The 25306-nt window shown below is 70.2% G+C and carries 23 protein-coding genes; 16 read left to right on the top strand and 7 right to left on the bottom strand.

The features are described 5' to 3' along the window. Positions 1-11 precede the first annotated feature (11 nt). The 3 genes from ilvN (at position 12) to serA (ending at position 3551) form a co-directional block, all read left to right on the top strand. Entirely contained in the window at positions 12-539 is a 528-nt protein-coding gene (gene ilvN / locus OG226_RS16430) for an acetolactate synthase small subunit (protein ID WP_033282732.1), read from the top strand. Positions 540-680: 141 nt separating this feature from the next. Then, positions 681-1679 carry a ketol-acid reductoisomerase gene (gene ilvC, locus OG226_RS16425; protein WP_043680264.1) on the top strand — a complete coding sequence of 333 codons (999 nt, stop codon included), beginning with the start codon at positions 681-683 and terminating at the stop codon, positions 1677-1679. A 282-nt stretch (positions 1680-1961) separates the two neighbouring features. Next, positions 1962-3551 (top strand): phosphoglycerate dehydrogenase, encoded by a 1590-nt coding sequence (gene serA / locus OG226_RS16420; RefSeq protein WP_318018995.1) that lies wholly within the window; start codon positions 1962-1964, stop codon positions 3549-3551. Positions 3552-3623: 72 nt separating this feature from the next. Here serA and OG226_RS16415 read toward each other — a convergent pair whose 3' ends face one another. Continuing rightward, positions 3624-5186, bottom strand: a complete 1563-nt coding sequence (locus tag OG226_RS16415; RefSeq protein WP_328678804.1) for an MFS transporter — start codon at positions 5184-5186, stop codon at positions 3624-3626. Positions 5187-5283: 97 nt separating this feature from the next. Here OG226_RS16415 and OG226_RS16410 point away from each other — a divergent pair, with 97 nt between their 5' ends. After that, positions 5284-5880 carry a TetR/AcrR family transcriptional regulator gene (locus OG226_RS16410; RefSeq protein ID WP_328678802.1) on the top strand — a complete coding sequence of 199 codons (597 nt, stop codon included), beginning with the start codon at positions 5284-5286 and terminating at the stop codon, positions 5878-5880. A 37-nt stretch (positions 5881-5917) separates the two neighbouring features. Here OG226_RS16410 and OG226_RS16405 read toward each other — a convergent pair whose 3' ends face one another. Further along, positions 5918-7024 (bottom strand): MFS transporter, encoded by a 1107-nt coding sequence (locus tag OG226_RS16405; protein WP_329349319.1) that lies wholly within the window; start codon positions 7022-7024, stop codon positions 5918-5920. 195 nt (positions 7025-7219) lie between these two features. Next, the gene (locus OG226_RS16400) at positions 7220-7888 is read right to left on the bottom strand and encodes a Type 1 glutamine amidotransferase-like domain-containing protein (protein ID WP_328678798.1); all 669 of its coding nucleotides are present in this window, start codon (positions 7886-7888) and stop codon (positions 7220-7222) included. Positions 7889-8085: 197 nt separating this feature from the next. On the opposite strand from OG226_RS16400, the gene OG226_RS16395 reads away from it, so the two are divergent. Both OG226_RS16395 and OG226_RS16390 read left to right on the top strand, forming a co-directional pair. Continuing rightward, on the top strand, positions 8086-8697 hold the full coding sequence (locus tag OG226_RS16395; protein ID WP_328678797.1) for a DUF4240 domain-containing protein: 612 nt from the start codon (positions 8086-8088) through the stop codon (positions 8695-8697). Positions 8698-8865: 168 nt separating this feature from the next. Further along, a complete protein-coding gene (locus tag OG226_RS16390) occupies positions 8866-9255 on the top strand; it encodes a hypothetical protein (RefSeq protein WP_328678795.1) in 390 nt (129 codons plus the stop codon). Positions 9256-9288: 33 nt separating this feature from the next. Here OG226_RS16390 and OG226_RS16385 read toward each other — a convergent pair whose 3' ends face one another. Next, positions 9289-9948: an HAD family hydrolase gene (locus OG226_RS16385; protein ID WP_329349318.1), complete on the bottom strand. Its 660-nt coding sequence runs from the start codon at positions 9946-9948 to the stop codon at positions 9289-9291. Positions 9949-9978: 30 nt separating this feature from the next. Continuing rightward, a complete protein-coding gene (locus tag OG226_RS16380) occupies positions 9979-11643 on the bottom strand; it encodes a helix-turn-helix domain-containing protein (protein WP_443066892.1) in 1665 nt (554 codons plus the stop codon). Between the two features lie 149 nt (positions 11644-11792). Between OG226_RS16380 and OG226_RS16375 the strand changes: the two genes are divergently transcribed. The 4 genes from OG226_RS16375 (at position 11793) to OG226_RS16360 (ending at position 15464) form a co-directional block, all read left to right on the top strand. After that, positions 11793-12719 (top strand): proline dehydrogenase family protein, encoded by a 927-nt coding sequence (locus OG226_RS16375; protein WP_328678789.1) that lies wholly within the window; start codon positions 11793-11795, stop codon positions 12717-12719. Between the two features lie 49 nt (positions 12720-12768). Beyond that, positions 12769-14400: an L-glutamate gamma-semialdehyde dehydrogenase gene (gene pruA, locus OG226_RS16370; protein ID WP_329349316.1), complete on the top strand. Its 1632-nt coding sequence runs from the start codon at positions 12769-12771 to the stop codon at positions 14398-14400. Between the two features lie 100 nt (positions 14401-14500). Then, positions 14501-15040, top strand: coding sequence for a GNAT family N-acetyltransferase (locus tag OG226_RS16365; RefSeq protein WP_328678787.1), 540 nt, complete (start codon positions 14501-14503; stop codon positions 15038-15040). A 292-nt stretch (positions 15041-15332) separates the two neighbouring features. Next, positions 15333-15464 (top strand): hypothetical protein, encoded by a 132-nt coding sequence (locus OG226_RS16360; protein ID WP_327401110.1) that lies wholly within the window; start codon positions 15333-15335, stop codon positions 15462-15464. 105 nt (positions 15465-15569) lie between these two features. On the opposite strand, the gene OG226_RS16355 is transcribed toward OG226_RS16360, so the two are convergent. After that, positions 15570-17135, bottom strand: a complete 1566-nt coding sequence (locus OG226_RS16355; protein ID WP_329349315.1) for a purple acid phosphatase family protein — start codon at positions 17133-17135, stop codon at positions 15570-15572. A gap of 153 nt (positions 17136-17288) precedes the next feature. On the opposite strand from OG226_RS16355, the gene OG226_RS16350 reads away from it, so the two are divergent. Both OG226_RS16350 and OG226_RS16345 read left to right on the top strand, forming a co-directional pair. Next, positions 17289-18332 carry a 3-isopropylmalate dehydrogenase gene (locus OG226_RS16350; RefSeq protein WP_043680300.1) on the top strand — a complete coding sequence of 348 codons (1044 nt, stop codon included), beginning with the start codon at positions 17289-17291 and terminating at the stop codon, positions 18330-18332. A gap of 262 nt (positions 18333-18594) precedes the next feature. Continuing rightward, a complete protein-coding gene (locus tag OG226_RS16345; RefSeq protein WP_328678783.1) occupies positions 18595-19683 on the top strand; it encodes a branched-chain amino acid aminotransferase in 1089 nt (362 codons plus the stop codon). Between the two features lie 6 nt (positions 19684-19689). Here OG226_RS16345 and OG226_RS16340 read toward each other — a convergent pair whose 3' ends face one another. Beyond that, positions 19690-21123: a cytosine permease gene (locus tag OG226_RS16340; protein ID WP_329349314.1), complete on the bottom strand. Its 1434-nt coding sequence runs from the start codon at positions 21121-21123 to the stop codon at positions 19690-19692. Between the two features lie 117 nt (positions 21124-21240). Here OG226_RS16340 and ureA point away from each other — a divergent pair, with 117 nt between their 5' ends. From ureA to OG226_RS16320, 4 genes are read left to right on the top strand one after another with little or no spacing between them, the layout of a single operon-like run. Next, positions 21241-21921: an urease subunit gamma gene (gene ureA / locus OG226_RS16335; RefSeq protein WP_329349313.1), complete on the top strand. Its 681-nt coding sequence runs from the start codon at positions 21241-21243 to the stop codon at positions 21919-21921. Beyond that, positions 21918-23603, top strand: a complete 1686-nt coding sequence (locus OG226_RS16330; RefSeq protein ID WP_329349312.1) for an urease subunit alpha — start codon at positions 21918-21920, stop codon at positions 23601-23603. The genes ureA and OG226_RS16330 overlap by 4 nt, the downstream gene beginning before the upstream one ends. A gap of 41 nt (positions 23604-23644) precedes the next feature. Next, positions 23645-24682 carry an agmatine deiminase family protein gene (locus tag OG226_RS16325; protein ID WP_329349311.1) on the top strand — a complete coding sequence of 346 codons (1038 nt, stop codon included), beginning with the start codon at positions 23645-23647 and terminating at the stop codon, positions 24680-24682. A gap of 17 nt (positions 24683-24699) precedes the next feature. Next, positions 24700-25302 (top strand): TetR/AcrR family transcriptional regulator, encoded by a 603-nt coding sequence (locus OG226_RS16320; protein WP_329349310.1) that lies wholly within the window; start codon positions 24700-24702, stop codon positions 25300-25302. The last annotated feature ends 4 nt before the right edge of the window (positions 25303-25306 follow it).

Genomic DNA, 25306 nt, shown 5'->3' with positions numbered 1-25306 from the left:
ACGAAAGAGAAATGTCCAAGCACACGCTCTCCGTCCTGGTGGAGAACAAGCCAGGTGTCCTCGCCCGGATCACCGCCCTGTTCTCCCGGCGCGGCTTCAACATCGACTCCCTCGCGGTCGGCGTCACCGAGCACCCCGACATCTCCCGCATCACGATCGTGGTGAACGTGATCGAGGCACTCCCGCTCGAACAGGTCACCAAGCAGCTCAACAAGCTCGTCAACGTGCTGAAGATCGTCGAGCTGGAGGCGGGTTCCGCGGTTCAGCGCGAACTCGTTCTGGTGAAGGTGCGCGCCGACAACGAGACGCGCTCCCAGATCGTCGAGATCGTCCAGCTCTTCCGCGCCAAGACGGTCGACGTCTCCCCGGAGGCCGTCACCATCGAGGCCACCGGCTCCAGCGACAAGCTGTCCGCCATGCTCAAGATGCTGGAGCCGTACGGCATCAAGGAGCTGGTCCAGTCCGGCACGATCGCCATCGGCCGCGGCGCCCGCTCCATCACCGACCGCTCGCTGCGCGCGCTCGACCGGTCCGCGTAACCCTCGTAGACGATTCACCCACGACCGGAAACGGGCGGCCGGCAGCCGTCGGCCGCCCGCATTCCGAGACCCGGAAACCTCACCTCCCGCCGCCGTCATACGGTGGGACGCAACACCTGCACACCAAGGAGAGAACCCAAAGTGGCCGAGCTGTTCTACGACGCCGACGCCGACCTGTCCATCATCCAGGGCCGCAAGGTCGCGGTCATCGGCTACGGCAGCCAGGGCCACGCCCACGCGCTGTCGCTCCGTGACTCCGGCGTCGACGTGCGCGTCGGTCTGCACGAGGGCTCCAAGTCCAAGGCGAAGGCCGAGGAGCAGGGCCTGCGCGTGGTGACCCCGTCCGAGGCCGCCGCCGAGGCCGACGTCATCATGATCCTCGTGCCGGACCCGATCCAGGCCCAGGTCTACGAGGAGTCCATCAAGGACAACCTCAACGACGGTGACGCGCTGTTCTTCGGCCACGGCCTGAACATCCGCTTCGACTTCATCAAGCCGCCGGCCGGCGTCGACGTCTGCATGGTCGCCCCCAAGGGTCCGGGCCACCTCGTGCGCCGCCAGTACGAGGAGGGCCGCGGCGTTCCGTGTATCGCGGCCGTCGAGCAGGACGCGACCGGCAACGGCTTCGCGCTCGCGCTGTCGTACGCGAAGGGCATCGGCGGCACCCGCGCGGGCGTCATCAAGACGACCTTCACGGAGGAGACCGAGACCGACCTGTTCGGTGAGCAGGCCGTTCTCTGCGGTGGTACGGCCGCGCTGGTCAAGGCCGGTTTCGAGACGCTGACCGAGGCCGGTTACCAGCCCGAGATCGCGTACTTCGAGTGCCTGCACGAGCTGAAGCTCATCGTCGACCTCATGTACGAGGGCGGCCTGGAGAAGATGCGCTGGTCGATCTCCGAGACCGCGGAGTGGGGCGACTACGTCACCGGCCCGCGCATCATCACGGACGAGACCAAGGCCACGATGAAGCAGGTCCTCGCCGAGATCCAGGACGGCACCTTCGCCCGTGAGTGGATGGCCGAGTACCACGGTGGCCTGAAGAAGTACAACGAGTACAAGCAGAAGGACGCCGAGTCCCTGCTGGAGACGACCGGCAAGCAGCTCCGCAAGCTGATGAGCTGGGTCGACGAAGAGGCGTAGGCCCGAAGGGCCGAGGGGCCGGAGCGAGCGCTCCGGCCCCTTTGTCCAACCCGTCCAGCCTCGGACGGGTGATCCTTCCACAGAGGCGCAGGACGACTGTCGGAGCGCCACTACACTGCCGTACTAATACGCGTCAGGCCCACAGCGTCGTGCGTCTCCGCGGCTTAGCGACACCGAGAAATCCGCGGCCCCCGCGCCGCAGATTCTCCGGCGCCGCTTCCCCTCCACCGCCTGCGGCCGTCGGGACGGCCGTCCGCACGCAATGGACTTGTGAGGACTCACGTGAGCTCGAAACCTGTCGTACTCATCGCTGAAGAGCTGTCGCCCGCGACGGTGGACGCCCTCGGCCCGGACTTCGAGATCCGGCACTGCAACGGCGCCGACCGGGGCGAGTTGCTCCCCGCGATCGCCGACGTGGACGCGATCCTGATCCGCTCGGCCACCAAGGTCGACGCCGAAGCGGTCGCCGCCGCACGGAAGTTGAAGGTCGTCGCACGAGCCGGCGTCGGCCTGGACAACGTCGACGTCTCCGCCGCCACCAAGGCCGGCGTGATGGTCGTCAACGCCCCCACCTCGAACATCGTCACCGCCGCCGAGCTGGCCTGCGGTCTGCTGCTGGCGACCGCACGCCACATCCCGCAGGCCAACGCCGCGCTGAAGAACGGCGAGTGGAAGCGCAGCAAGTACACGGGCGTCGAGCTGGCCGAGAAGACCCTCGGCGTCGTGGGTCTGGGACGCATCGGTGCCCTCGTGGCGCAGCGCATGTCCGCGTTCGGGATGAAGGTCGTGGCCTACGACCCCTACATCCAGCCCGCGCGGGCCGCCCAGATGGGCGTCAAGATCCTGTCGCTGGACGAGCTGCTCGAAGTCTCCGACTTCATCACCGTGCACCTGCCCAAGACCCCGGAGACGGTCGGTCTGATCGGCGACGAGGCGCTGCGCAAGGTCAAGCCGACCGTGCGGATCGTCAACGCCGCGCGTGGCGGGATCGTCGACGAGGCGGCGCTGTACTCCGCGCTCAAGGAGGGCCGCGTCGCCGGCGCCGGGCTCGACGTGTACGCGAAGGAGCCCTGCACGGACTCCCCGCTGTTCGAGTTCGACCAGGTCGTCTCCACCCCGCACCTCGGCGCCTCCACGGACGAGGCGCAGGAGAAGGCCGGTGTCTCGGTCGCCAAGTCGGTACGCCTCGCCCTCGCCGGTGAACTCGTCCCCGACGCGGTGAACGTCCAGGGCGGCGTCATCGCCGAGGACGTCAAGCCGGGCCTGCCCCTCGCCGAGAAGCTCGGCCGCATCTTCACCGCGCTCGCGGGCGAGGTCGCGGTCCGCCTCGACGTCGAGGTCTACGGCGAGATCACCCAGCACGACGTCAAGGTGCTCGAACTCTCCGCGCTCAAGGGCGTGTTCGAGGACGTCGTCGCCGAGACGGTGTCGTACGTCAACGCTCCGCTGTTCGCGCAGGAGCGGGGTGTCGAGGTACGGCTGACCACCAGCTCGGAGTCCGCCGACCACCGCAACGTCGTCACCGTGCGCGGCACGCTCGGCAGCGGCGAGGAGGTCTCGGTCTCCGGCACGCTCGCCGGCCCCAAGAACCTGCAGAAGATCGTCGCGGTCGGCGACTACGACGTCGACCTCGCGCTCGCCGACCACATGGTGGTGCTGCGGTACGAGGACCGCCCGGGTGTCGTCGGCACGGTCGGCCGTGTCTTCGGCGAGGCCGGGATCAACATCGCCGGGATGCAGGTGTCCCGGTCGGTCGCGGGCGGCGAGGCGCTGGCCGTGCTGACGGTCGACGACACGGTCGCCGCGAACGTGTTGGCGGAGGTGGCCGAGGAGATCGGCGCGACGTCGGCTCGTTCCGTGAACCTGGTCTGAGATTTCGCGAGAACGCCGGGTGGGCTGAGGAGATGATCCTCAACCCACCCGGCGTTTCTGTGTAGTTGGGGGTCACGCCTCCGCCTGCTGCGGCTCGGCCGCCACCGGCTCGGGTGTCTGTACGTGGATGCCCCGCAGGGTCCGTGCCGCCGCGAAGGCCGCGCCCAGCAGCAGCACCGCACCGGCGATCGCCGCGCCGTGCATGCCGTCGGTGAAGGCCTCGCGGGCGGTTGCGATCAGGGCGTCTCCCGTGCGCCCCGGCAGCTGGTGGGCGACGGCCAGGGCGCCGCCGAGGGTCTCGTGGGCCGGGGCGGGGGCCGAGACCGGGATGCCGTGGCGGTAGATCGCCGTACCGATGGAGCCGAGGACGGCCATGCCGAGGGCGCCGCCGAACTCCGCACCCGTTTCCATCAGGGAGGACGCCACGCCCGCCTTCTCCACCGGGGCGCTGCCCATCGCGAGGTCCATGATCTGGGACATCACCATGACGATCCCGGAGGCGAGGACACCGGCGGCGGCCAGGACCAGCCAGAGGGAGTCGGTGCCGGTGAGGGCGAGCATGCCGTACCCGCAGGCGGCGATCGCGAAGCCGGACGCGACCACGTAGGCGCGGTCGACTCCCTTCTGGACGAGGGTGGTTGCGAGCGGGGCCGCCATGCCGATCGGCACCGAGGGGAGCAGGGCCCACAGGGCCGCCTCCATCGCGCTCTTGCCGAGTACGGACTGGAGGTACTGCGTGGTGAAGAAGGCCGAGCCCAGCATCCCGAAGGCGGAGAGGAGGTTGAGGACGACGGAGGGGCCGAAGCCGCGGGCGCGGAACAGGGTGGGGTCGATCATCGGGGAGGCGGTCGTGCGCTGGCGGTGGACGAACAGGGCCGCGAAGAGCAGGCCGACCGTGATCGAGACGACGTACTGGACGTGCCAGCCCTCGGAGGGGATCTCCTTGAGGCCGTAGATCACGGGCAGGACGCCGGCCATCGACAGGGGGACGCTCGGCCAGTCGAAGCGGCCGGGGGCGGGGTTCCTGGACTCGGGGAGCAGGAACGGGCCGATCAGGAGCAGCAGGGCCATCGCGGGCAGGTTGACCAGGAAGACCGAGCCCCACCAGAAGTACTGGACGAGGACTCCGCTGAGCACCGAGCCGAGGGCGACACCGGCCGTCATCACGCCGGACCACAGACCGATCGCCTTCGCGCGCTGGCCGGGGTCGGTGAACATCGTGCGCAGCAGCGCCATCGTCGAGGGCATCAGGGTCGCGCCGCCGATGCCGAGGACCGCGCGGGCGGCGATGAGGGTCTCGGCGCTGTCCGCGTAGGCCGCGATGACGGAGGCGGTACCGAAGGCGGCGGCGCCGATCAGGAGGAGCCGGCGGTAGCCGATGCGGTCGCCGACCGAGCCCATCGTCATCAGCAGGCCGGCCAGGACGAAGGCGTAGATGTCGAAGATCCACAGCTGCTGGGTGCCGCTGGGCTCCAGGTCCGCGCTGATCGCCGGGATGGCGAAGTAGAGGACGGAGACGTCCATCGAGACCAGGAGCAGCGGGAGCATCAGGACGCCCAGAGCGGTCCATTCGCGGCGCCCGGCACGGGAGTTGGGGGTGCTCGGGGGGTTCGGTGAGTGCGGCGAGTTCGTCATGGCAGTGAATGTACGCGCGTCTTAAACGCTTGTCTAGAACGAGTGTATAGGTCATCCGTCTAGGACGGTTGTATGGAACTGGCGGTACGGTGGAGGCATGGGACACCGTGAGGATCTGCTCGAAGGCGCGAAGCGCTGTCTGCTGGAGAAGGGGTTCGCGCGGACCACCGCGCGCGACATCGTCAAGGAGTCGGGGACCAACCTCGCGTCCATCGGCTACCACTACGGCTCGAAGGACGCGTTGCTCGCGCAGGCCTACATCGCGCTGGTGGAGACGGCGTCCGACGGCTTCGAGGGAGGTGACGGGGGCGAGGGCGTGGAGATCGGCGGCGAACCCGGTTCACTGGAGCGGTTCCGGGCCGTGTTCTCGAACATCGTCGCCAGCATGAGCGAGCCCGGTTCGATGTGGGGGCTCGGCATGGAGATCATGACCATGGGCGACAAACTGCCCGAAGTGCGCGACCAGTTGGTCCGGGCCCAGCGTGAAGGCGGCCGGGGCATGGTCGCGTTGATGACGAGCGTGCCCGAGGCGGAGGTCTCCGACGAGACCGCGGACACCCTCGGCGCGCTCTACATGACCCTGATCACCGGGCTCATCGCGCAGTGGACCTTCGACGCGAAGAGCGCGCCGGACGCGGGACAACTCACCGAGGGGCTGCGCCAAGTGCTCGAAGGCGCACGGAAGTCGCGCTGATCCGGGGACGGGGGTCACGGCGATACGGGGGCCGAAGTCACGCTGGTCCGGCGGGTGTTCGCCGGTCCCGGAGCGCCGGTGCCACCGCGCCCAGCATCAACAGCGCGGTCAGCGTGAACGCCCACGGGTAACCCGTCAGGCCCGCCGCGATACCGAAGCCTGCCGCGCCTACGCCCATTCCGCCGTCGTAGGCCAGGTTCCACAGGGCGCTGACCGTGCCGTACGAAGCGGCGGAGACGCGGGTGTACATCAGGGCCAGCGTGGCGTTCTGGGTGATGCCGAAGCCCGCGCCGAAGACGGCGGTGCCCGCAACGACCGCTACCGGGTTGGCGGTCGGGGCGATGACGAGGACGCCCGCGGCCGACAGGAGCAGGCCGGGGAGGATCAGGCGGGCGCTGCCGTGGCGGTCGCCGAGGCGGCCTGCCAGCCAGCGGGTCAGGGTCGAGGTGGCGGTCTGTACGAACAGGGCCGCCGCGATGACTCCGGCCGACGCCGACGGGACGGCCAGCGGCAGGAAGGTCACCACGACGCCGGCGGCGGTGGCCGTGGCCGCGAAGACGAGCACCGGCCGGAGCAGCGCGCCCGTGCGCAACCCCCGTACGACGCCCAGCGGTTGCTCGGAGTGGTCCGTACGGGCCGTGCGGTTCGGCAGGCCGAGGACGAAGAAGATCGCGGCCAGCGCGGCGAGACCGCCGGTGACGGCGACCGGGCCGTAGCCCACGCGGTCGGCCAGCCACAACCCCAGCGGCAGTGCGACCAGCGACGGCACGCCGGACACCACGCCCACCAACGCGAGCCCCTCGCCCCGCCGTTGGTCCGGGATCAGCGACGCGGTGAGGGCGCCACCCGCGACGATCGTCAGCGCGAAACCGAGTCCGCGCACGAAGCACACCGCGACGATCCACGCGGCCTGCCCGGAGACGGTCAGCACCAACGCCGGTGCCCCGAGCAGGAACAGCCCCACGATCAGGGTCAGTCGATACCCGAAGCGCCCGACCAGCCGGGGTGTCACCAACTCCCCGAGCACCGTCGCCAGCATCAACGAACCGGTCGCGAGCCCCGCCGCACCGCCGCCACCCCGCTCGGCCGCGTACGCCGGTACGACCGACAGCAGGAGAAAGAAACTGAGGCTGGCCCCGACCACGCTGACGAAACGGAGGAGCAGGGGGCGCGTGAGGAGCGGTGGGCGTGTGCCTGAAGTGGCCTCAGGGAGGGGAGTTGGGGGAGTCGGAGGCTTTCTGGATGGAGCGGTCGGGGGGCGGTTCGGTCGTCATGACGTCGACACTAAGGTCCGGCCGGGCGACGGTCAGCTCCCATTCCGGGCCGCTGGACCGGTCGCTCAGTCGAACAGCCTCCAGTGCCCCTCGGACACGACCTCGACACCACCACCGTCGGTCACCTTGATCGCGGTCCGCGCGTCGATGGCATACGCCGGACCCCTTGTCGTGGCGGCCCAACGTTCCGCCTCCGCCATGGTGTTCTCCGGGCGGCCCGGGCTGTCGAGGTGCGGGAAGAGGGAGAAATCGACGACTCCCAGCGCGCTGTCGTCACCCGTGGGCGGCTTCCAGTCGGCGAAGGCCTCTCCGATGCGGGGAGTCAGCACCATGCTTCCGGCGCTCAGCCCGACGTAGACCGTGTCGCGCAGGGACGGGAAGAGGTCGGCCAGGCCGGACTGGCGCATCCAGTGGCACAGGTACAGCGCGTCGCCGCCGTTCACCAGGAGGGCGTCTGCCTCTCGGACCCAGGAGACCCAGCGTTCCTTGTCGATGCCGGGCAGTGCGGTGAGTTCCAGTACGCCCACCGACTTCCAGCCCAACTCGGTCATGGGGCTGGGGGATTGACCACTGATGAAACGCCATGGCCCGCCCGGATCGCCGTACGGACCCCCGTACCCCGCCGTGGGGATGCAGAGCGCGCTTGCCTCGGCGATCGGTTTGCCCAGGAGGTCGATCAGGGCCGCCAGGATGCTCGCGTTCCCGACGCCGGAGTCGGTGAGGAGAAGCTTCATCAGGGCACCCCGCGGTCCGGTTCTTGCTCTCCTGGCCGGGGCGTTCTCCTCCTTCGTGGCGAGTGCGAAGGCTGCCGACGCCTCCCGGTCAGGACCCTCTTCGTGGAAGTGTGACACTTTGCTAGAAAGTGTCACACTTCTGCACCCTGCCTACCCACCCGGAGGGCGATGTCAGTGCCGCCTGTCATGGTGGGATCGTGGACGACGAGACCTTCTGGAATCTGATCGAGGGCTGCCAACGACGGATGCCCGGCCCTGACGAGCAGGACGAGCAGGACGAGCAAGTGGGTTGGCTGTCCGGGGAGTTGGCGTGCCGCGCCGAACCGGAGATCGTGCGGTTCCAGGTATGCCTGGACCGTGTGCTGATCCCCACGTTCACCTGGGAGTTGTGGGCCGCGGCGGAAAGAATCATGGGCTGGTGCTCCGACGACAACTTCTTCTACTTCCGGCTCTGGCTGGTCGGGTTGGGGCGGGACGCGTTCGAGCGGGTGACCCGTGATCCGGACGCGCTGGCCGAACTGCCGGAAGTGGTACGGCTGGTGGGCCGGCACCGGGAGGCCTGGGGCGAGGAGGAGTGGCTCGCCTGGGAGGAGTTGGGCTACGCGGCGGGGCGGGCGTTCGTCCAGCTGACGGGCAGGACGGAGCAGGACTTCTACGACGCCGTCGAGGCGCGGGGTGCCGAGGATCCCGAGCCGATGCACCCGGCCGGTGAACAGTGGGACGCGAACGACGACGAGCAGGCGAAGCGTCGGCTGCCCCGCCTCAGCGCGCTGTTCCCCATGTCCGAGGGCCCCTCCAGGACGGCGTAGGAGAGCGCCCTGCAACGGCGCACGTGCCCCCGCCCTCCGCCGGGGGCGCACCCCGTCACCCACACGAGCGGCATCGACACTGTTCACCCGTACGGCCCCTGCGGGTCGTTCCGCGCCTCCTCCATGATCGCCGTGCAAGCAGGCACCGCACGGAACGAGGAGCAGGCAGTGAACGTACGGAAGAAGATCAGCATGCTGGCCATGGCGGGCGCGCTGGCGCTGGGGATGGCCTCGGCGCAGTCGCCGGCGAGTGCCAGCTCGGTCGGCAAGCCGGTGACGTCCGTGAGGGCCGAGTGCGGTGTGCGTTCCGACGCCCGGCTGTACTGCGGGAACAAGGCCGGGGCGAAGGGCTACGCGGACCGCTCCTACCGCTCCGCGACCCGCGGCCAGTTGAACGGCACCTTCAGCTGGTTCCAGTGTTGGGGCCACGGCGACCCGCACCCGGGCGGCAACGACATCTGGTACTGGACCCAGCTCGACAACGGCGCCTGGGGCAACGTTCCCGCGGTCGACGTCTCGACCGGCCAGGACCCGGCGCCCGGTCTGCGGCAGTGCTGACGGGCTGAAGCGCCGACGTCTGAAGTCGCCTGATCAGCGAGCTGTTTCCGGGGCACCGATCACGTGATGGATCGCGGACGCGGCGTCGACGGCGATGTGGGTGGGGCGGAACGTCGGCTCGGTCCACGGGCGACCGTTCGACACCCACACGCTGCGCGCGTCGACGCCCGTCGCGTCCCGGATGTCGGCGTGCGCCGAGTCGCCGACGACCCAGGACGAGCGGACAGTGGCCCCGACCTCGGCCGCCGCCGCGTGGAAGATCTCCGGTGCGGGCTTCTTGCGGCCGGCCGACTCGGAGATCACCCAGCCGTGGACGATCACGTCGAGCCCGGTGTGCCGGATCTTCAACTCCTGTTGTGCGACAAGGCCGTTGGTGACGATCACACACGTCCGGCCCGCGGCGACGGCCTTCGCGAGGGCGTCGCGCGTGGGCTCGGACAGGGTGACGCGGTCGGCGGCGCCCCGGTCGAGGAACGTCCGTACGGCATCGCCGGTGACCGTCCCGCCGTCGCGCTCGGTCATGGCCTCGGCGACGGCCTGCCTCGGCGTATAGCCGCTCGCGTCGACCGACATCAGCCCGGCGAGGTCGTCCGGCGGCAGACCGTGCGCGGCGAGGAAGCCGGCGACCGCCTCCCGGAACGCGGCGTCACGGTCGACCAGGGTGTTGTGCGGATCGAGCATCAGCAGGGGCACGCCGAGCAGGAGATCACCGGTCGGCGGTCGCTACAGCCGCGCTCTCTTCAACGCCATGTGGAGCAGCAGCCGGTCCTCGCCGTCGTCCAGGTCCAGGCCCGTCAACTGCTCCACGCGCGACAGCCGGTAGTACAGCGTCTGCCGGTGGATCCCCAACTCGGCCGCCGCGCGCCCAGCTTGGCCCGCGCAGTCCAGGTACACCTCGGCGGTGCGGGCGAGTTCGTGGTGGGCGGGGGAGAGGAGGGGGGCCACCGCGGGGTCGTGGGGGGACTCGGGGGAGAGGGAGGTCAGGAGGCGGTACGGGCCGATGCCGGACCAGTCGGCGACCGGGGCGAAGCGGGGTTCCGCGAGGGCCGCGCGGCACGCGGCCGTGGCCTCCTGCCAGGCGGTGCCCAGGTCGGTGAGGCCGATGCGGGGGGTGCCGATGCCGGCGACGGGGGTGATCTCGCGCGGCGGTCGTGAGGCGCTGCTCGCCGGGGGAGTCCGGCCGTCTGCCGGTGGCCGTGAGGTGCTGTTCGCGGTGGGAGTACCTCCAGCGGAAGACGCTTGCGAAGTGCCGCCGGCCCCCGCAACCCGGCCGCTCGCGGCAGGCGGTGAAGCCGCGCTCGTTCCGGGTGCCCGCGTATTTCCTGGCGCCTGTGCTGGCGCGCTCGTTCCGGGTGCCCGCGTATTTCCTGGCGCCTGTGCTGCCGCGCTCGTTCCGGGCGCCCGTGTATTTCCTGGCGCCTGTGCTGGCGCGCTTGCTCCGGGTCCCCGCGCGTTCCCCGGTGCCTGTGCTGCCGCGCTCGTTCCGGGTGCCCGCGTATTCCCTGGCGCCTGCGTTGCCGCACTTGCCCCGGGTCCCCGCTCATTTCCGGGCGCCTGCGCTGCCGCATTCGTCCCCGGTCCCCGCGTATTTCCCAACACCCGCGCCGCCGCACTCGCCCCGGGCCCCCGTACATCCCCCAACACCCGCGCCGCCGCGGTCGCCGCCGGAGTCCGTACGTCCGTCGTGCGCAGGCGTACCAGCACCGCCAGGCACTGTTCCTCCGCCGCGCCCCACGGCACCGTGCACAGCGCCGTCGCGTGCGGGATCGTACGGGCCGACGGGGCGTCGTCCGGGTCGGCGGACGGCCACGGTGCGACGCAGACGACCGCGTGCGGGCCGTCGCCGCGCGGGCCGAGGGCCGTGCGGAGGGCGGCCACCGCCATGTCGCGCTGCCAGCCGCGTTCGGCGGTGAGGACCGCGCGGAGTTCACGCGTCAGGTCGGCGCCCGCCTGGGCCTCGTCCGCGAGGAGCGCGCCGATCCGGGCGGCCACTCCCATCGCCGCCGCGAGCCGTGTCTCGTCGGGGCCGGGATCGTCGTCGTCCAGGAGCCAGACGTAGCCGAGGACGACACCCCGATGGCGTACGGGGAGGCAGATACGGCCGCGGTAGACGCCCGCCTCGGGGGTCGGCGGGATGCGGACCGGGCCGGTGGCGCGCGTGATGCCGAAGCCCTCGAACCACGTGCGGATCGCCGCCGTGGAACGCCGGGTCAGGATCGAGCGGGTGCGGACCGGGTCCAGCGCGGACGGGTCCAGGTCGCCCTCACCGTCGTAGGCCCCGAAGGCGATCAGTTCGAAGTCCCGGTTCTCCAGGGTCGCGGGGGCGCCGAGGAGCTCCGAGATCTCGTCTACGAGCTCTTGGTAGTCGCCGGTGGAATCGGATGTCACCCGGGCATTCTCCCGCATTCCCGCCGGGTCTTCATACATCTGTCTGAGATCTGCGGCACGGATGCGTGACAGGTGTCGATGGTCGACGATCGGAGACAACCCTAGGTTTCACGGTGGTTCCCGTATGCCCGACTGCTTGGAGGTACCCCGTGCTGGGTCCCGTGATTCTCGCCGCCTCGCGCAGCGATCAGATGCGTCGGCTGATCTCGGCGGCGCCGGTGACCAAGCAGGTCGTCGACCGCTTCATCCCCGGCGAGACCGTGGACGAGATCGTGCCGATCGTCCAGGACCTCACCGCCAAGGGTCTTGAGCTGACGATGGACGTCGTCGGCGAGGACATCACCACCCCCGAGCAGGCCGCCGCCGCCCGCGACGCGTACCTCCAACTCGTGGACCGGCTCAAGGAGTTGGAGCTGGGCACCCGGGCCGAGATGTCCATCAAACTGTCGATGTTCGGGCAGGCGCTGGACGGTGGTCACGAGCTGGCCCTCGCGAACGTCCGGCCCGTCGTCGAGGCCGCCGCCGCCATCGGGACGACCGTCACGCTCGACGCCGAGGACCACACCACCCTCGACTCGATGTTCGCGATCCACGAGGAACTGCGGAAGGACTTCCCGCAGACCGGCTGCGTCATCCAGGCCTACCTCTTCCGCACCGAGTCCGACGCCCGCCGCCTCGCCGAGGCCGGCAGCCGGGTCCGGCTCGTGAAGGGCGCGTACAAGGAGCCCGCCGAGGTCGCGTACCAGCAGAAGCACGAGATCGACAAGGCGTACGTCCGCGTCCTGCGCGTCCTGATGGAGGGCGAGGGGTACCCGATGATCGGCTCCCACGACCCGCGCCTCATCTCCATCGGCCAGGAACTCGCCCGGCGGGCGGGCCGCAAGCTCGACGAGTACGAGTTCCAGATGCTCTACGGCATCAGGAGCGACGAGCATCTCCGGCTGGCCGCCGAGGGGCACCGTATGCGCGTCTACACCGCCTACGGCACCGACTGGTACGGATACTTCATGCGTCGCCTGGCGGAGAAGCCGGCCAACCTCCTCTTCTTCGCCCGCTCGACCCTTACCAAGGGCTGAACAGGGATTGACCCCAACACCCGCTCACGTACAAGGAGTTACGGATCTCATGGACGCTGTGACCCAGGTCCCCACCCCCGTCAACGAGCCGGTGCACGGCTACGCGCCCGGTTCTCCCGAGCGTGCCCGTCTTGAGGTCAAGCTCAAGGAGCTGGCCGAGAACCCGATCGACCTGCCGATGACCATCGGCGGCGAGAAGCGGCTGGGCGGCGGCGAGCGCGTGGACGTCGTACAGCCGCACAACCACAAGGCGCGGATCGGCACGTACGCCAACGCCACGCAGGACGACGCCCAGGACGCGATCGACGCGGCCCTCGCCGCCGCGCCCGCCTGGCGTGCGATGTCCTTCGACGACCGTGCCGCGATCATCCTGCGTGCCGCCGAGCTGCTCTCCGGCCCGTGGCGCGAGACCCTCGCCGCGTCCACCATGCTCGGCCAGTCCAAGACCGCCCAGCAGGCCGAGATCGACTGTCCCTGCGAGCTCGTCGACTTCTGGCGCTTCAACGTCAAGTACGCCCGCGACCTGCTCGCCGAGCAGCCCCCGGCGAACTCCGCGGGCGTCTGGAACCGCCTCGACCACCGCCCGCTCGAAGGCTTCGTCTACGCGATCACGCCGTTCAACTTCACCGCGATCGCGGGCAACCTGCCGACGGCCCCGGCGCTCATGGGCAACGTGGTGGTCTGGAAGCCGAGCCCGACGCAGACCCATTCCGCGGTCCTCCTCATGCGGTTGCTGGAGGAGGCGGGTCTCCCCAAGGGCGTCATCAACCTCGTCACCGGTGACGGCATCGAGGTGTCGAAGGTCGCCCTGGAGCACCGCGACCTGGCCGCCATCCACTTCACCGGGTCGACCAAGACCTTCCAGTACCTGTGGAAGACGGTCGGCAACAACATCGAGAAGTACCGCTCCTACCCGCGTCTGGTCGGCGAGACCGGCGGCAAGGACTTCGTCGTCGCCCACCCGAGCGCGGACCGCGCGGTGCTGAAGACGGCGCTGACCCGGGGCTCCTTCGAGTACCAGGGCCAGAAGTGCTCCGCCAGCTCCCGGGCGTACATCCCGGCGTCGATCTGGAACTCCGGTTTCAAGGAGGAATTCGCCGCCGAGGTCGACTACTTGACCATGGGTGACGTCACCGACCTGTCGAACTTCATCGGCGCGGTCATCGACGAGCGCTCCTTCGCCAAGAACAAGGCGGCCATCGACCGCGCGAAGGCGGACCCCGACTGCACGATCGTCGCGGGCGGTTCGTACGACGACTCGGTCGGCTACTTCGTCCGCCCGACGGTCGTCGAGTGCGGCGACCCGACCAACGAGGTCTTCACGACGGAGTACTTCGGCCCGTTCCTCGCGGTCCACGTCTACGAGGACGAGAACTACGACGAGATGCTGACCCAGATGGAGTCGGTCTCCGACTACGCCCTCACCGGCGCGGTCATCTCCAACGACCGCGCGGCGGCGGCCCACACGATGGAGAAGCTCCGCTACGCGGCGGGCAACTTCTACATCAACGACAAGTCCACGGGCGCGGTGGTCGGCCAGCAGCCCTTCGGCGGCGGCCGTTCCTCCGGCACCAACGACAAGGCCGGCGCCCCGCAGAACCTGATGCGCTGGACCCTGACCCGCGCCATCAAGGAGACCCTGGTCGCGCCGACGGACTACCCGTACCCGCACATGGGCTGACGTCCGGGCGTATGACACGAGGGGCCGGGCGATCGCCCGGCCCCTCGGTGTTTCTCCAAATGGGCCGGGCCGACGAGCCCTCGTCTCCGATACTGACCCCGTGACCATCCGTATGCGCACCGTCCACACGGCCGACCTCACCCCGGCCGATCTCCGTGCCGCCCGCGAACTGCTGGACGCGGCCTTCGGAGGCGATCTCACCGACCAGGACTGGGAGCACGGCCTCGGCGGGATGCACGCGCTGCTCGCCGACGACACCGGGCTCGTCGCGCACGGGTCGGTGGTCATGCGCCGGGTGCGGTACCGGGGACGGTGGTTGCGGGTCGGGTACGTCGAGGGGGTGGGCGTACGGCCCGATGCCCGGCGGCGAGGGTACGGGGGGCTCGTCATGGCCGAGCTGGAGCGGATCGTCGATCGTGGCTACGACGTCGGGCTGCTCGGGGCCAGTGACGACGGGGCCCGGCTCTACACCGTGCGCGGGTGGCGGCTGTGGGGCGGCAAGATCTCCGCCCTCGGGCCGGACGGGATCGTCCATCTGCCCGAGGAGGAGGACAGCACCTACGTCCGGACCGGGCTCGCCGGGCCCCTCGATCTCGGCAGCGATCTTCTCTTCGACTGGCGTGACGGGGATGTGCTCTGATCGGCCAGATCACAAAAGTGCAGGTCAGGTGCGTGTGACTCGTTTCACCGTCTCAGATAGTAGGAAGTCCGAGTAATTGTGGAGACAGATGCGCTGTCCTGTCCTAGCTTTGTAGGAGCCGAACGTCTCGCTAGACCAAGCGAATGGCGGTCGTGAGCCGGACACCGTGCAGGCAACCCCTGCGGTCCGCCGCTCCCCGTCTCTCCGGGGGCACCTCCCACGCCCATTAGGCAGTGGGGGAGTCTCGTAACCCCCTTCAGCACTCCAGGAAATTCGAAGGAGTCGGTTCCCCATGGCCGAGACGACCGTCCGCCCCCGCGTCCGCCACGTGTCCCGCACGAGCGAGTCCGAGCGCAAGAACGCCGCAGCCGCCCTGCAGCGCGCCCTCGACCGCCGGGACAACGGCGGCGAGACCGGCCACTGAGCCGCCGTAACGCCTTGAAGGCCGCGGTAACGCCTTAAAAAGCACGCCCATCTTGAAGCATGCCCACCAGCCGGGAGCCGCGCCCGCACGAGGTGCGGCGCGGTCTCACCGACCGCGCCGCACCTCGAAGTGGTCGATACGCTCGCCGTTCCCGTCGAGGGCCGACACCCTGAGTCGGGGCGTGCCGCCGCTCTCCGCCTCCACCGAGAGGAGGGAGAAGCCCCGGTAGCGCACCCGCGACCACTCCACCGTCTCCGCCTTCGTGTGCTGGCCCTTCGTCCACTCCGCGGTGTCGACCGTCCCGTGCCGCGTGACGTGCCCCTCGTAGCTCTCCTTGACGCCCGCCGGGAAGCCGTACAGATCCCGGCCGCCGCCGCCCGCCGTGACGTAGACGATCCCGTCCTTCGTCGGATCGGTGGACGCGCCGATCGGTACCGCCCGGCCGACCTTGTTGTCCCTGATCGCGTCGGTCCGCTCGTAGACGTGGTTGTGCCCGTTGATCACCAGGTCCACCTGGTGCTTCGCGAACAGTGGCAGCCACTCGGCGCGTACCCCGCCGTCCGAGGCGTGCGAGGAGGTCGAGTAGGCGCAGTGGTGGAAGAAGACGACGACGAAGTCGACCTCCTTCGCCGCCCGCAGCTCACGCAGCCGGCCGTCCAGCCACTTCGTCTGCTTCCCGTCCGTGTAACCGAGGTTGGCGGTGATCTCGTACGACACGTCGTTCGCGTCCAGCGCCACGACGCCGACGTTGCCGTAGACGAAGGAGTACACGCCCGGCGCGTGCGTCGGGTCGAAGCCGTTCTCCGGGAGGGACCAGCGGGCGAGCTGGCCGCCGTAGCCGTCGGGGGAGTACCAGGCCTCCATGTCGTGGTTGCCGGTCGTCACCATCCACGGGACGGACCGGGAGACGGGCTCGTTCTGCTTGAGGAACAGGTTCCAGTACGTCGGGTCGTAGCCGTCCGTCGTCCTGCCCTGGCCGTTGGTGTCGGCGTAGCAGATGTCGCCCGCGTGGAGGTGGAAGGCGGGGTCCTCACGCAGGACGACGTGGTCGTTGGCGGCGGCGGCGTTGCTCACGCCCTGGTCGCCGAAGGCCGTGAACACGAACTTCTCCGGGTTTCCCGGTGCCGTACGGAACGAGCCGATCGTGGAGCGGTGTGCCGGTGCCGCCGGGTCGAAGTCCTCGTGGCCGACGCCGTAGTAGTACGTCGTGCCGGGGTGGAGGTCGTCCAGGGCCGCGTGCACGTAGTACTGCTCCACCGCCGGGCGGACGCCGGTCAGCCCGGGGGTGTGCAGGTCGCGTACCTCGGCGGTGATCCGGCGGCTCAGGTCGTCCGGCTTCAACCCCACCCGAACGTATGGCTTCCTGACCGCGAACGGGACCTGCCAGGAGATCCGCATCGCCGTCTTCGGGTCGGCGCCGAAGGCGAGATGGCGGCCGAACGGGGTGACGACCGCCCCGGGCACCTTCGACGTGGCCGGGGAGGGAAGCGCCGCCTTGCCGTCGGTGGTGCCGCTCCTGCCGGCGCATCCCGTCAGCAGGCCGCCCGCCACCGCGCCCGCGGTCACCAGCGTGCGGCGCCTGGTCAGCTTGGTGCGCAGGTACTCGTACTGCTCGGCCATGCTCATCCGGGTCGCGAGGTGTTCCGGGATGCCGACGTCAGGTGTCTCCATGTCGATGAAGTTCCCCTAGAACTCCAACGCCCTCCCGGCAATGGGGTGAACTCCGGTCGAACGGCCGACGCCGGCGCCCGGGAGCAGCCCGTGCGCAGTCCGCATCATGGACACCCGGTGTCATCCCATGGGACGCGGAGTACGGTGTCGGGCATGTCTCGCAGCATCGATCTCGCAGTGATCCCCGGTGACGGCATCGGTCAGGAAGTCGTGGCCGAAGGCCTGAAAGTCCTCTCCGCCGTCCTTCCGCAGGATGTGAAGCTGGAGACCAAGGAGTTCGACTTCGGCGCCCGGCGCTACCACGCCACCGGTGAGACCCTCACCGACGCAGACCTGGCCGCGCTGAAGCCGCACGACGCGATCCTGCTGGGCGCGATCGGTGACCCCTCGGTCCCGTCCGGTGTGCTGGAGCGGGGTTTCCTGCTCAAGCTGCGCTTCGCCTTCGACCACCACGTCAACCTGCGGCCGAGCAAGCTGCTCCCGGGAGTGGCGACCCCGCTCGCCGGTGAGCCGGAGATCGACTTCGTCGTGGTCCGTGAGGGCACCGAGGGCCCGTACACCGGCAACGGCGGCACGATCCGCAAGGGCACCGAGCACGAGGTCGCCACCGAGGTCTCCGTGAACACGGCCTTCGGCGTCGAGCGCGTCGTCCGCGACGCCTTCGCCCGCGCCCAGGCCCGCCCGCGCAAGAAGCTCACGCTGGTCCACAAGAACAACGTGCTGACGTTCGCGGGCCACCTGTGGACGAACGTGTTCAACAAGGTCGCGGCCGAGTTCCCCGAGGTCACCACCGACTACATCCACGTGGACGCGGCGACGATCTACCTCGTCACCGACCCCGCCCGCTTCGACGTGATCGTCACCGACAACCTCTTCGGCGACATCATCACCGACCTCGCCGCGGCCGTCTCCGGTGGCATCGGCGTCGCCGCGAGCGGGAACATCAACCCGTCCGGCGAGTTCCCCTCGATGTTCGAGCCCGTGCACGGCTCCGCGCCCGACATCGCGGGCCAGGGCAAGGCCGACCCCACCGCCACGGTCCTGTCCGTCGCCCTCCTCCTGCGCCACCTCGGCTACGAGTCCGAGGCCGTCCGCATCGAGGACGCCGTCTCCGCCGACCTCGCGGACCGCACCGGCAAGCCCGCCCGCAGCACCACCGAGATCGGCGACGCGCTCGCCGTACGAGTAGCCGGCTGACCCCGCCGCCCCTCGAAAAACTCACGCAGTATTTCGAAGCCGCCGGGTCGCAACCGCACCCGGCGGCTTTTCTTACGTCCCCGCCGGGTGCCACCATCATCCCTGGGTCGCATTCACGCCGTTTCGTCCACGGTCCACCACGCGCGATAATCGAACGCGGAGCCGCGGAATGAGGGAATGCTCGGACGTCCTAACACTGGCCACTGGCAGTCGAGGGCGTGAGCGCGGCCCGTCACACACAACCGGTGAAGGACAACCACTCATGACGACGCCCACGATCGAGCTCAAGCCCTCGGCCTCGCCACTCTCCGCCGCCGAGCGCGACGCGATTCTGACGAACCCCGGCTTCGGCCGCCACTTCACCGATCACATGGTGACGATCAAGTGGACCGAGGGCCGCGGCTGGCACGACGGCCAGCTCGTGCCGTACGGCCCGCTCTCCCTCGACCCCGCGAACATGACCCTGCACTACGCGCAGGAGATCTTCGAGGGCCTCAAGGCCTACCGGCAGGCCGACGGCTCCGTCGCCACCTTCCGCCCCGAGAAGAACGCCCGCCGCTTCCAGACCTCCGCCCGCCGCCTCGGCATGCCCGAGCTGCCGGTCGAGACGTTCATCGAGGCCTGTGACGTGCTGGTCCAGCAGGACCGCGACTGGGTCCCGGCGCACGGCGGCGAGGAGTCCCTGTACCTGCGCCCGTTCATGATCGCGACCGAGGTCGGCCTGGGCGTGAAGCCCGCCAACGAGTACCTCTTCCTGGTCATCGCCTCCCCGGCCGGCGCCTACTTCCCCGGTGGCGTGAAGCCCGTCTCCATCTGGGTCTCCGAGGACCACGTCCGCGCCGTCCCCGGCGGCATGGGCGACGCCAAGACCGGCGGGAACTACGCCGCCTCCCTCCTCGCCCAGGCCGAGGCCGCCGAGCAGGGCTGCGCCCAGGTCTGCTACCTCGACGCGGTCGAGCGCAAGTGGGTCGAGGAACTCGGCGGCATGAACCTGTACTTCGTCTACGGCGACCGGATCGTCACCCCCACGCTCACCGGCTCGATCCTGGAGGGCGTCACCCGCGACTCCCTGCTCACCCTCGCCCGCGACCTCGGCTACGAGCCGGAGGAGGGCCGGATCTCCATCGACCAGTGGCAGCGCGACTCCGAGAACGGCACGCTGACGGAGGTCTTCGCCTGCGGTACGGCCGCGGTCATCACCCCGGTCGGCACGGTCAAGCGCACCGGCGCCGAGTGGCACCAGTCCGCCGGTGAGCCCGGCGAGGTCACGCTGAGGCTCCGCGCGGCACTTCTCGACATCCAGCGCGGCGACAGCGTCGACAAGCACGGCTGGATGCACAAGCTCGGCTAGGCACGGTCAGACACGGCTGGTCACCTCGGGGGCCGTCGCGGACTCGGTTTCGCTGTCCGCGGCGGCCCCCGCCGTCAGCAGCACGTACGCCAGCCCGCCGACCGCCCCCGACAGCAGGAAACTGCAGTCCACCCCGCCGGTCAGCGACAACAACGGCCCCTCGTACGACGGCAGCGACACCGCGAGCAGACCGACCCCCGCGCCCACCGCCCAGGAGATGACCGCCGGGACGTTCCAGCCCGCCCGGTACCAGTACATCCCGCCCCGGGAACGGCGGTTGAAGACCTGGAGGGCGTCGGCGTCGTACATCCCCCGGCACCGCACGAAACCGATGAGCGTGATGACCGCCCACGGCGTGCCGATCGCCGTCAGGAGCAGCACGAAGGACGTCATCGCCGACTGCGCGTTCCAGGCGTAGTGGCCGACGAAGACACAGGCCATGGCGACGACCGCGACCGCGCACGTGGCCCGCGCCCGGGACGCGCGGGGCAGGATCGCGTCCAGGTCGAGGCCCATCGAGTAGAGCATCAGCCCGGCGTTGCCGACCGACCCCGCCGACGCGGCGAGCAGCAGCGGGACCAGGTACCAGCCGGGGGAGGCCTGGACGAGAGGGCCCGCGTAGTCGAGAGCCGCCCGCGCCCCGAACGCCGTGAACGTGCCGAAGAGTTGGGGCACCAGGAGCCCGGCGATCAGGCCGAGCCAGGTCGCGTGCAGGACCGTGCGGGAGGTGTGGCGGACCGGGGAGATGTAGCGCGTGTAGTCCCCGAGGAGGGTGATGAACGCGATCGGCCCGGACAGTCCCGCCGCCACCGTCGCCAGACACCACGTCGGCCAGAACCCGCCCAGCAGATACCCGCCCGCCTCCGGCAGCGCGCCGGTCGTGAAGTGCGGGGCGTACGCGATCACGCCGAGGACCAGCAGCGCCGTCATTCCGACGGACAGGACGCGGGACATGGCCAGCAGCACCCGGTAGCCGTACACCGCGCCCGCCACGGTCGCCGCCGCGAGCAGCGCGTACACGACGGCGTACGACGCCCCGTCCGCCGGCAGCGCGAACAGCCGCCCCAGCACGCCCACCATCACATCGCCGCCGATCCACACGGTCAGCGCGGTGTAGCCGAGGGCGAGGAGCAGCCCGACGACCGAGCCGACCAGCCGCCCCCGCACCCCGAACTGGGCGCCGGACGACGTCGACAGGTTGGTCGCGGTGCGCAGCGAGACCAGCGCCAGCGGGGCCGTGAACAGCGTGCCGACCACCGTCCCCGCGACGATCGAGGATACGGAAGCCCACCAGCCGAGCCCGAACGACGGCGGCAGCCAGCCGAAGATGATCACGCCGAGGCAGAGGTTGGAGCCGAGGAGGATCGACATGAGGTCGCGCGGTCCGCTGGTGCGTTCCGCGTCCGGGACGGTGTCGACTCCGCGCTGTTCGATCGGCATGGTGGGCCACCTCATTTTTAGAGTGACGTTCAATGTGAACCGGTCGAGGGTGGCGCGTCAAGCATTCCAGGGATGGGTTTTACCAGTTAGAGTGATGCTCTAAAGGAGGGATACGGGATGAGGCTCACCCCCACGGAACGCGACCGCCTGCTGCTCTTCTCGGCTGCCGAACTGGCCCGCGCCCGCAAGGCGCGCGGCCTGAGACTCAACGTGCCGGAGGCCACCGCGCTCATCGCGGACACGGTGTGCGAGGCGGCTCGTGACGGTGCTCGGCTTGCCTTCGCGATCGAGCGCGCCCGGTCCGTCCTCGGCCCCGACGACGTGCTGCCGGGTGTCGCCGACGTCGTCACCGAGGTGCATGTCGAGGCCGTCTTCGACGACGGTTCGCGGCTCGCGGTGGTCTCGGACCCGATCGGCGGGGGACTCGCGGCCGATGCCCCGGGCGCGCTCCTCCCCGGCCCCGCGCACGCCGAACCCGAGGCGGTCGTCCGGCTCACCGTCACCAACACCGCGACCGTCCCCGTCTCGGTGACCTCCCACTTCCACTTCTTCGAGGCCAACCCGCGCCTCGACTTCCCCCGCGCCGAGGCCTACGGCATGCGGCTCGCCGTCCCCGCCGGATCCTCGGTCCGCTTCGGCCCGGGCGAGAGTGCCGAGGTCGGCCTGCTGCCCATCGGCGGCGAGCGCGTCGCGATCGGTTTCGCGGGCCTCGTCGACGGCCCGCTGGACGCGCCGGGCGCGAAGGCGGAGGCGCTGCGCCGGGCAATCGCCTGCGGCTACCTGGGAGTTGAGCAGTGAACCCGTACGAGTACGCCGCCACCCACGGCCCCCGCGCCGGCGACCGCGTCCGCCTCGGCGACTCCGGGCTGACGATCCGCGTCGAGTCCGACTCGCAGCGCTACGGCGACGAGTTCCTCGCCGGGTTCGGCAAGACGGCCCGCGACGGGCTGCACCTGAAGGCCGCCGCCGTGCGCGATACCTGCGATGTCGTGATCAGCAACGTGGTCGTGATCGACGCCGTGCAGGGTATCCGCAAGGTGTCCATCGGGATCAGGGAAGGGCGGATCTACTCCATCGGGCGGGCCGGCAACCCCGACACCCTCGACGGGGTGGACGTCGTCGTCGGCACCGGTACCTCGATCGTGTCCGGCGAGGGGCTCATCGCCACCGCCGGCGCGGTCGACACCCACGTCCATCTGCTCTCGCCGCGCATCATGGAGGCCTCGCTGGCGTCCGGGGTGACGACGATCATCGGGCAGGAGTTCGGCCCGGTCTGGGGCGTCGGCGTCAACTCGCCCTGGGCGCTGCGCCACGCCTTCAACGCCTTCGACGCCTGGCCGGTCAACATCGGCTTCCTGGGCCGGGGTTCGTCGTCCTCGGACGCACCGCTGATCGAGGCGTTGGCGGAGGGCGGCGCGTCCGGCTTCAAGGTGCACGAGGACATGGGCGCCCACACCCGCGCGCTGGACACCGCGTTGCGGGTCGCCGAGGAGTACGACGTCCAAGTCGCCCTGCACAGCGACGGGTTGAACGAGTGCCTGTCCGTCGAGGACACCCTGCGGGTCCTGGAGGGCCGGACGATCCACGCCTTCCACATCGAAGGCTGCGGCGGCGGACACGTACCGAATGTCCTGAAGATGGCGGGAGTCGCCAACGTCATCGGCTCCTCCACCAACCCCACCCTGCCCTTCGGCCGGGACGCGGTCGCCGAGCACTACGGCATGATCGTCTCCGTCCACGACCTGAAGACCGACCTGCCCGGCGACGCCGCGATGGCCCGCGACCGCATCCGCGCCGGGACGATGGGCGCCGAGGACGTGCTGCACGACCTGGGCGCGATCGGCATCACCTCGTCCGACGCGCAGGGCATGGGCCGGGCCGGTGAGACCGTGCGCCGTACGTTCGCGATGGCCGGGAAGATGAAGGCCGAGTTCGGCGCGCTCGGCGGTGCTCCGGAGACGGACCACGACAACGAACGCGTCCTGCGCTACATCGCCAAGCTGACCATCAACCCCGCGATCGCGCACGGACTCTCGCACGAGGTCGGCTCCATCGAGGTCGGCAAGCTCGCGGACATCGTGCTGTGGCAGCCGCAGTACTTCGGCGCCAAACCGCAGCTCGTGCTGAAGTCCGGGTTCCCGGCCTACGGCGTGGTCGGCGACCCCAACGCGGCGACCGACACCTGCGAACCCCTCGTCCTGGGCCCGCAGTTCGGCGCGCACGGCTCGACACCCGCCGACATCTCCGTGGCCTTCGTCGCGCAGGCGGCCCTGGACCAGGGCAACGACTCGATGCCAACTCGGCGCCGACGCGTGGCAGTTCGCGGCACGCGGGGCATCGGGCCCGCCGACCTGCGGCTCAACTCCCGTACCGGGACGGTCGACGTGGACCAGCGGACCGGCCTGGTCACCCTCGACGGTGAGCCGCTGCGCTCGGAGCCGGCCGAGTCGGTCTCCCTGACCCGTCTCTACTTTTTGTGACACATGACCGGTCGAGTGTCACATTTCCAGAAAGGACCCTCATGACCACGCCCGCCACCGACGGCTTCCGGATGCCCGCCGAATGGACCCCGCACGAGCGCACCTGGATGGCCTGGCCCGGCCCCAACCCGACCTTCACCACTGCGGAGGAGCTGGCCGAGGCCCGTGCCGCCTGGGCGTCCGTGGCCCGTGCCGTGCGCCGCTTCGAACCGGTGACGATGGTGCACGGGCCGGGTCAGGGCGAGTCGGCACGCGAACTGCTCGGCCCGGACGTCGACCTGGTCGAGCGCGAGCTGGACGACGCGTGGATGCGGGACATCGGCCCCACGTTCGTCACCGACGACAAGGGCGAACTGGCCGCCGTGGACTGGACGTTCAACGGCTGGGGCGCGCAGAGCTGGGCGCGCTGGGAGCACGACTCCAAGATCGCCCGCCAGGTCGCCGACCTGGCCGGGGTCCCCGCACTCGGCAGCACGCTCGTCAACGAGGGCGGCGCGATCCACGTCGACGGCGAGGGCACGGTGCTGCTCACCGAGACGGTCCAGCTCGGCGCCGGCCGCAACCCCGGCTGGACGCGCGAGCAGGTCGAGGCGGAGATCCACGCCAGGCTCGGCACCACCAAGGCGATCTGGCTCCCGCACGGCCTCACCGGCGACTACGGCCTCTACGGCACCCAGGGCCACGTCGACATCGTCGCGGCCTTCGCCGGGCCCGGCACCGTACTGGTCCACAGCCAGCGCGACCCGGCCCACCCGGATCACGCCCGCTCGCAGGAGTACCTCGCCCTCCTCCGCGCGGAGACCGACGCGAAGGGCCGCCGCCTGGAGGTCGTCGAGGTCCCGGCCCCGACCGTCCTCAAGGACGAGGACGGCGAGTGGGTCGACTACTCCTACATCAACCACTACCTCTGCAACGGCGGGGTCGTGCTCTGCGCCTTCGACGACCCGGGCGACGAGATCGCGGCCGGGATCTTCCGTCGCCTCTTCCCCGAGCGGGCGGTCACACTGGTGGACGCCCGTACGATCTTCGCGGGCGGTGGAGGCATCCACTGCATCACCCAGCAGCAGCCGAAGACCTAGGGCCGGAGGAGACGGGAATGGCCGGTGCGCGGAAGAACGCGCCGCCGCGCGAGGACGTCCTCGCCGCCGCCATGGGCATGATCGCCGAACGCGGTCTGGAGCAGCTCACCATGGCGGCGCTCGGCCGCGAGGTCGGCATGAGCAGCGGCCATCTCCTCTACTACTTCCACTCCAAGGACGAACTCCTCCTCCAGGCCCTGGAATGGAGTGAGGGCAGGCTCGGCGCCGAGCGCGGACGCCTGCTCACCCGCAGCACGGCCACGGCCCGCGAGCGCGTCGACGCGTACGTCGACCTGTACGTCCCGGACGGCCACCGCGACCCGCACTGGACCCTGTGGCTGGAGGTCTGGAACCGCTCGCAGAACGCCGCCGACGACGCCCGCGACCGGCAGGCCGCCATCGAGGGCGTCTGGCACCGCGACCTGGTCGCGCTGATCGCGGAGGGTGTCTCCCGGGGTGAGTTCCGGGCCGTCGACCCGGACCGGTTCGCCGCCCGGCTGCGCGCTCTCCTCGACGGCTTCTCCATCCATGTGGCGATCGGGCTGCGGGGCACGGACCGGGCGCAAGTTCTCGGCCACGTACGGGAGTTCCTGGACGAGGGGCTTCTCGCGGACGCGTGACCTT

This window comes from Streptomyces sp. NBC_01261 (assembly GCF_036226385.1).
Lineage (GTDB): Bacteria > Actinomycetota > Actinomycetes > Streptomycetales > Streptomycetaceae > Streptomyces.
The sequence above is the reverse complement of the archived record's forward strand: the minus strand, read 5'-3'. Positions and strand labels throughout refer to the sequence as shown.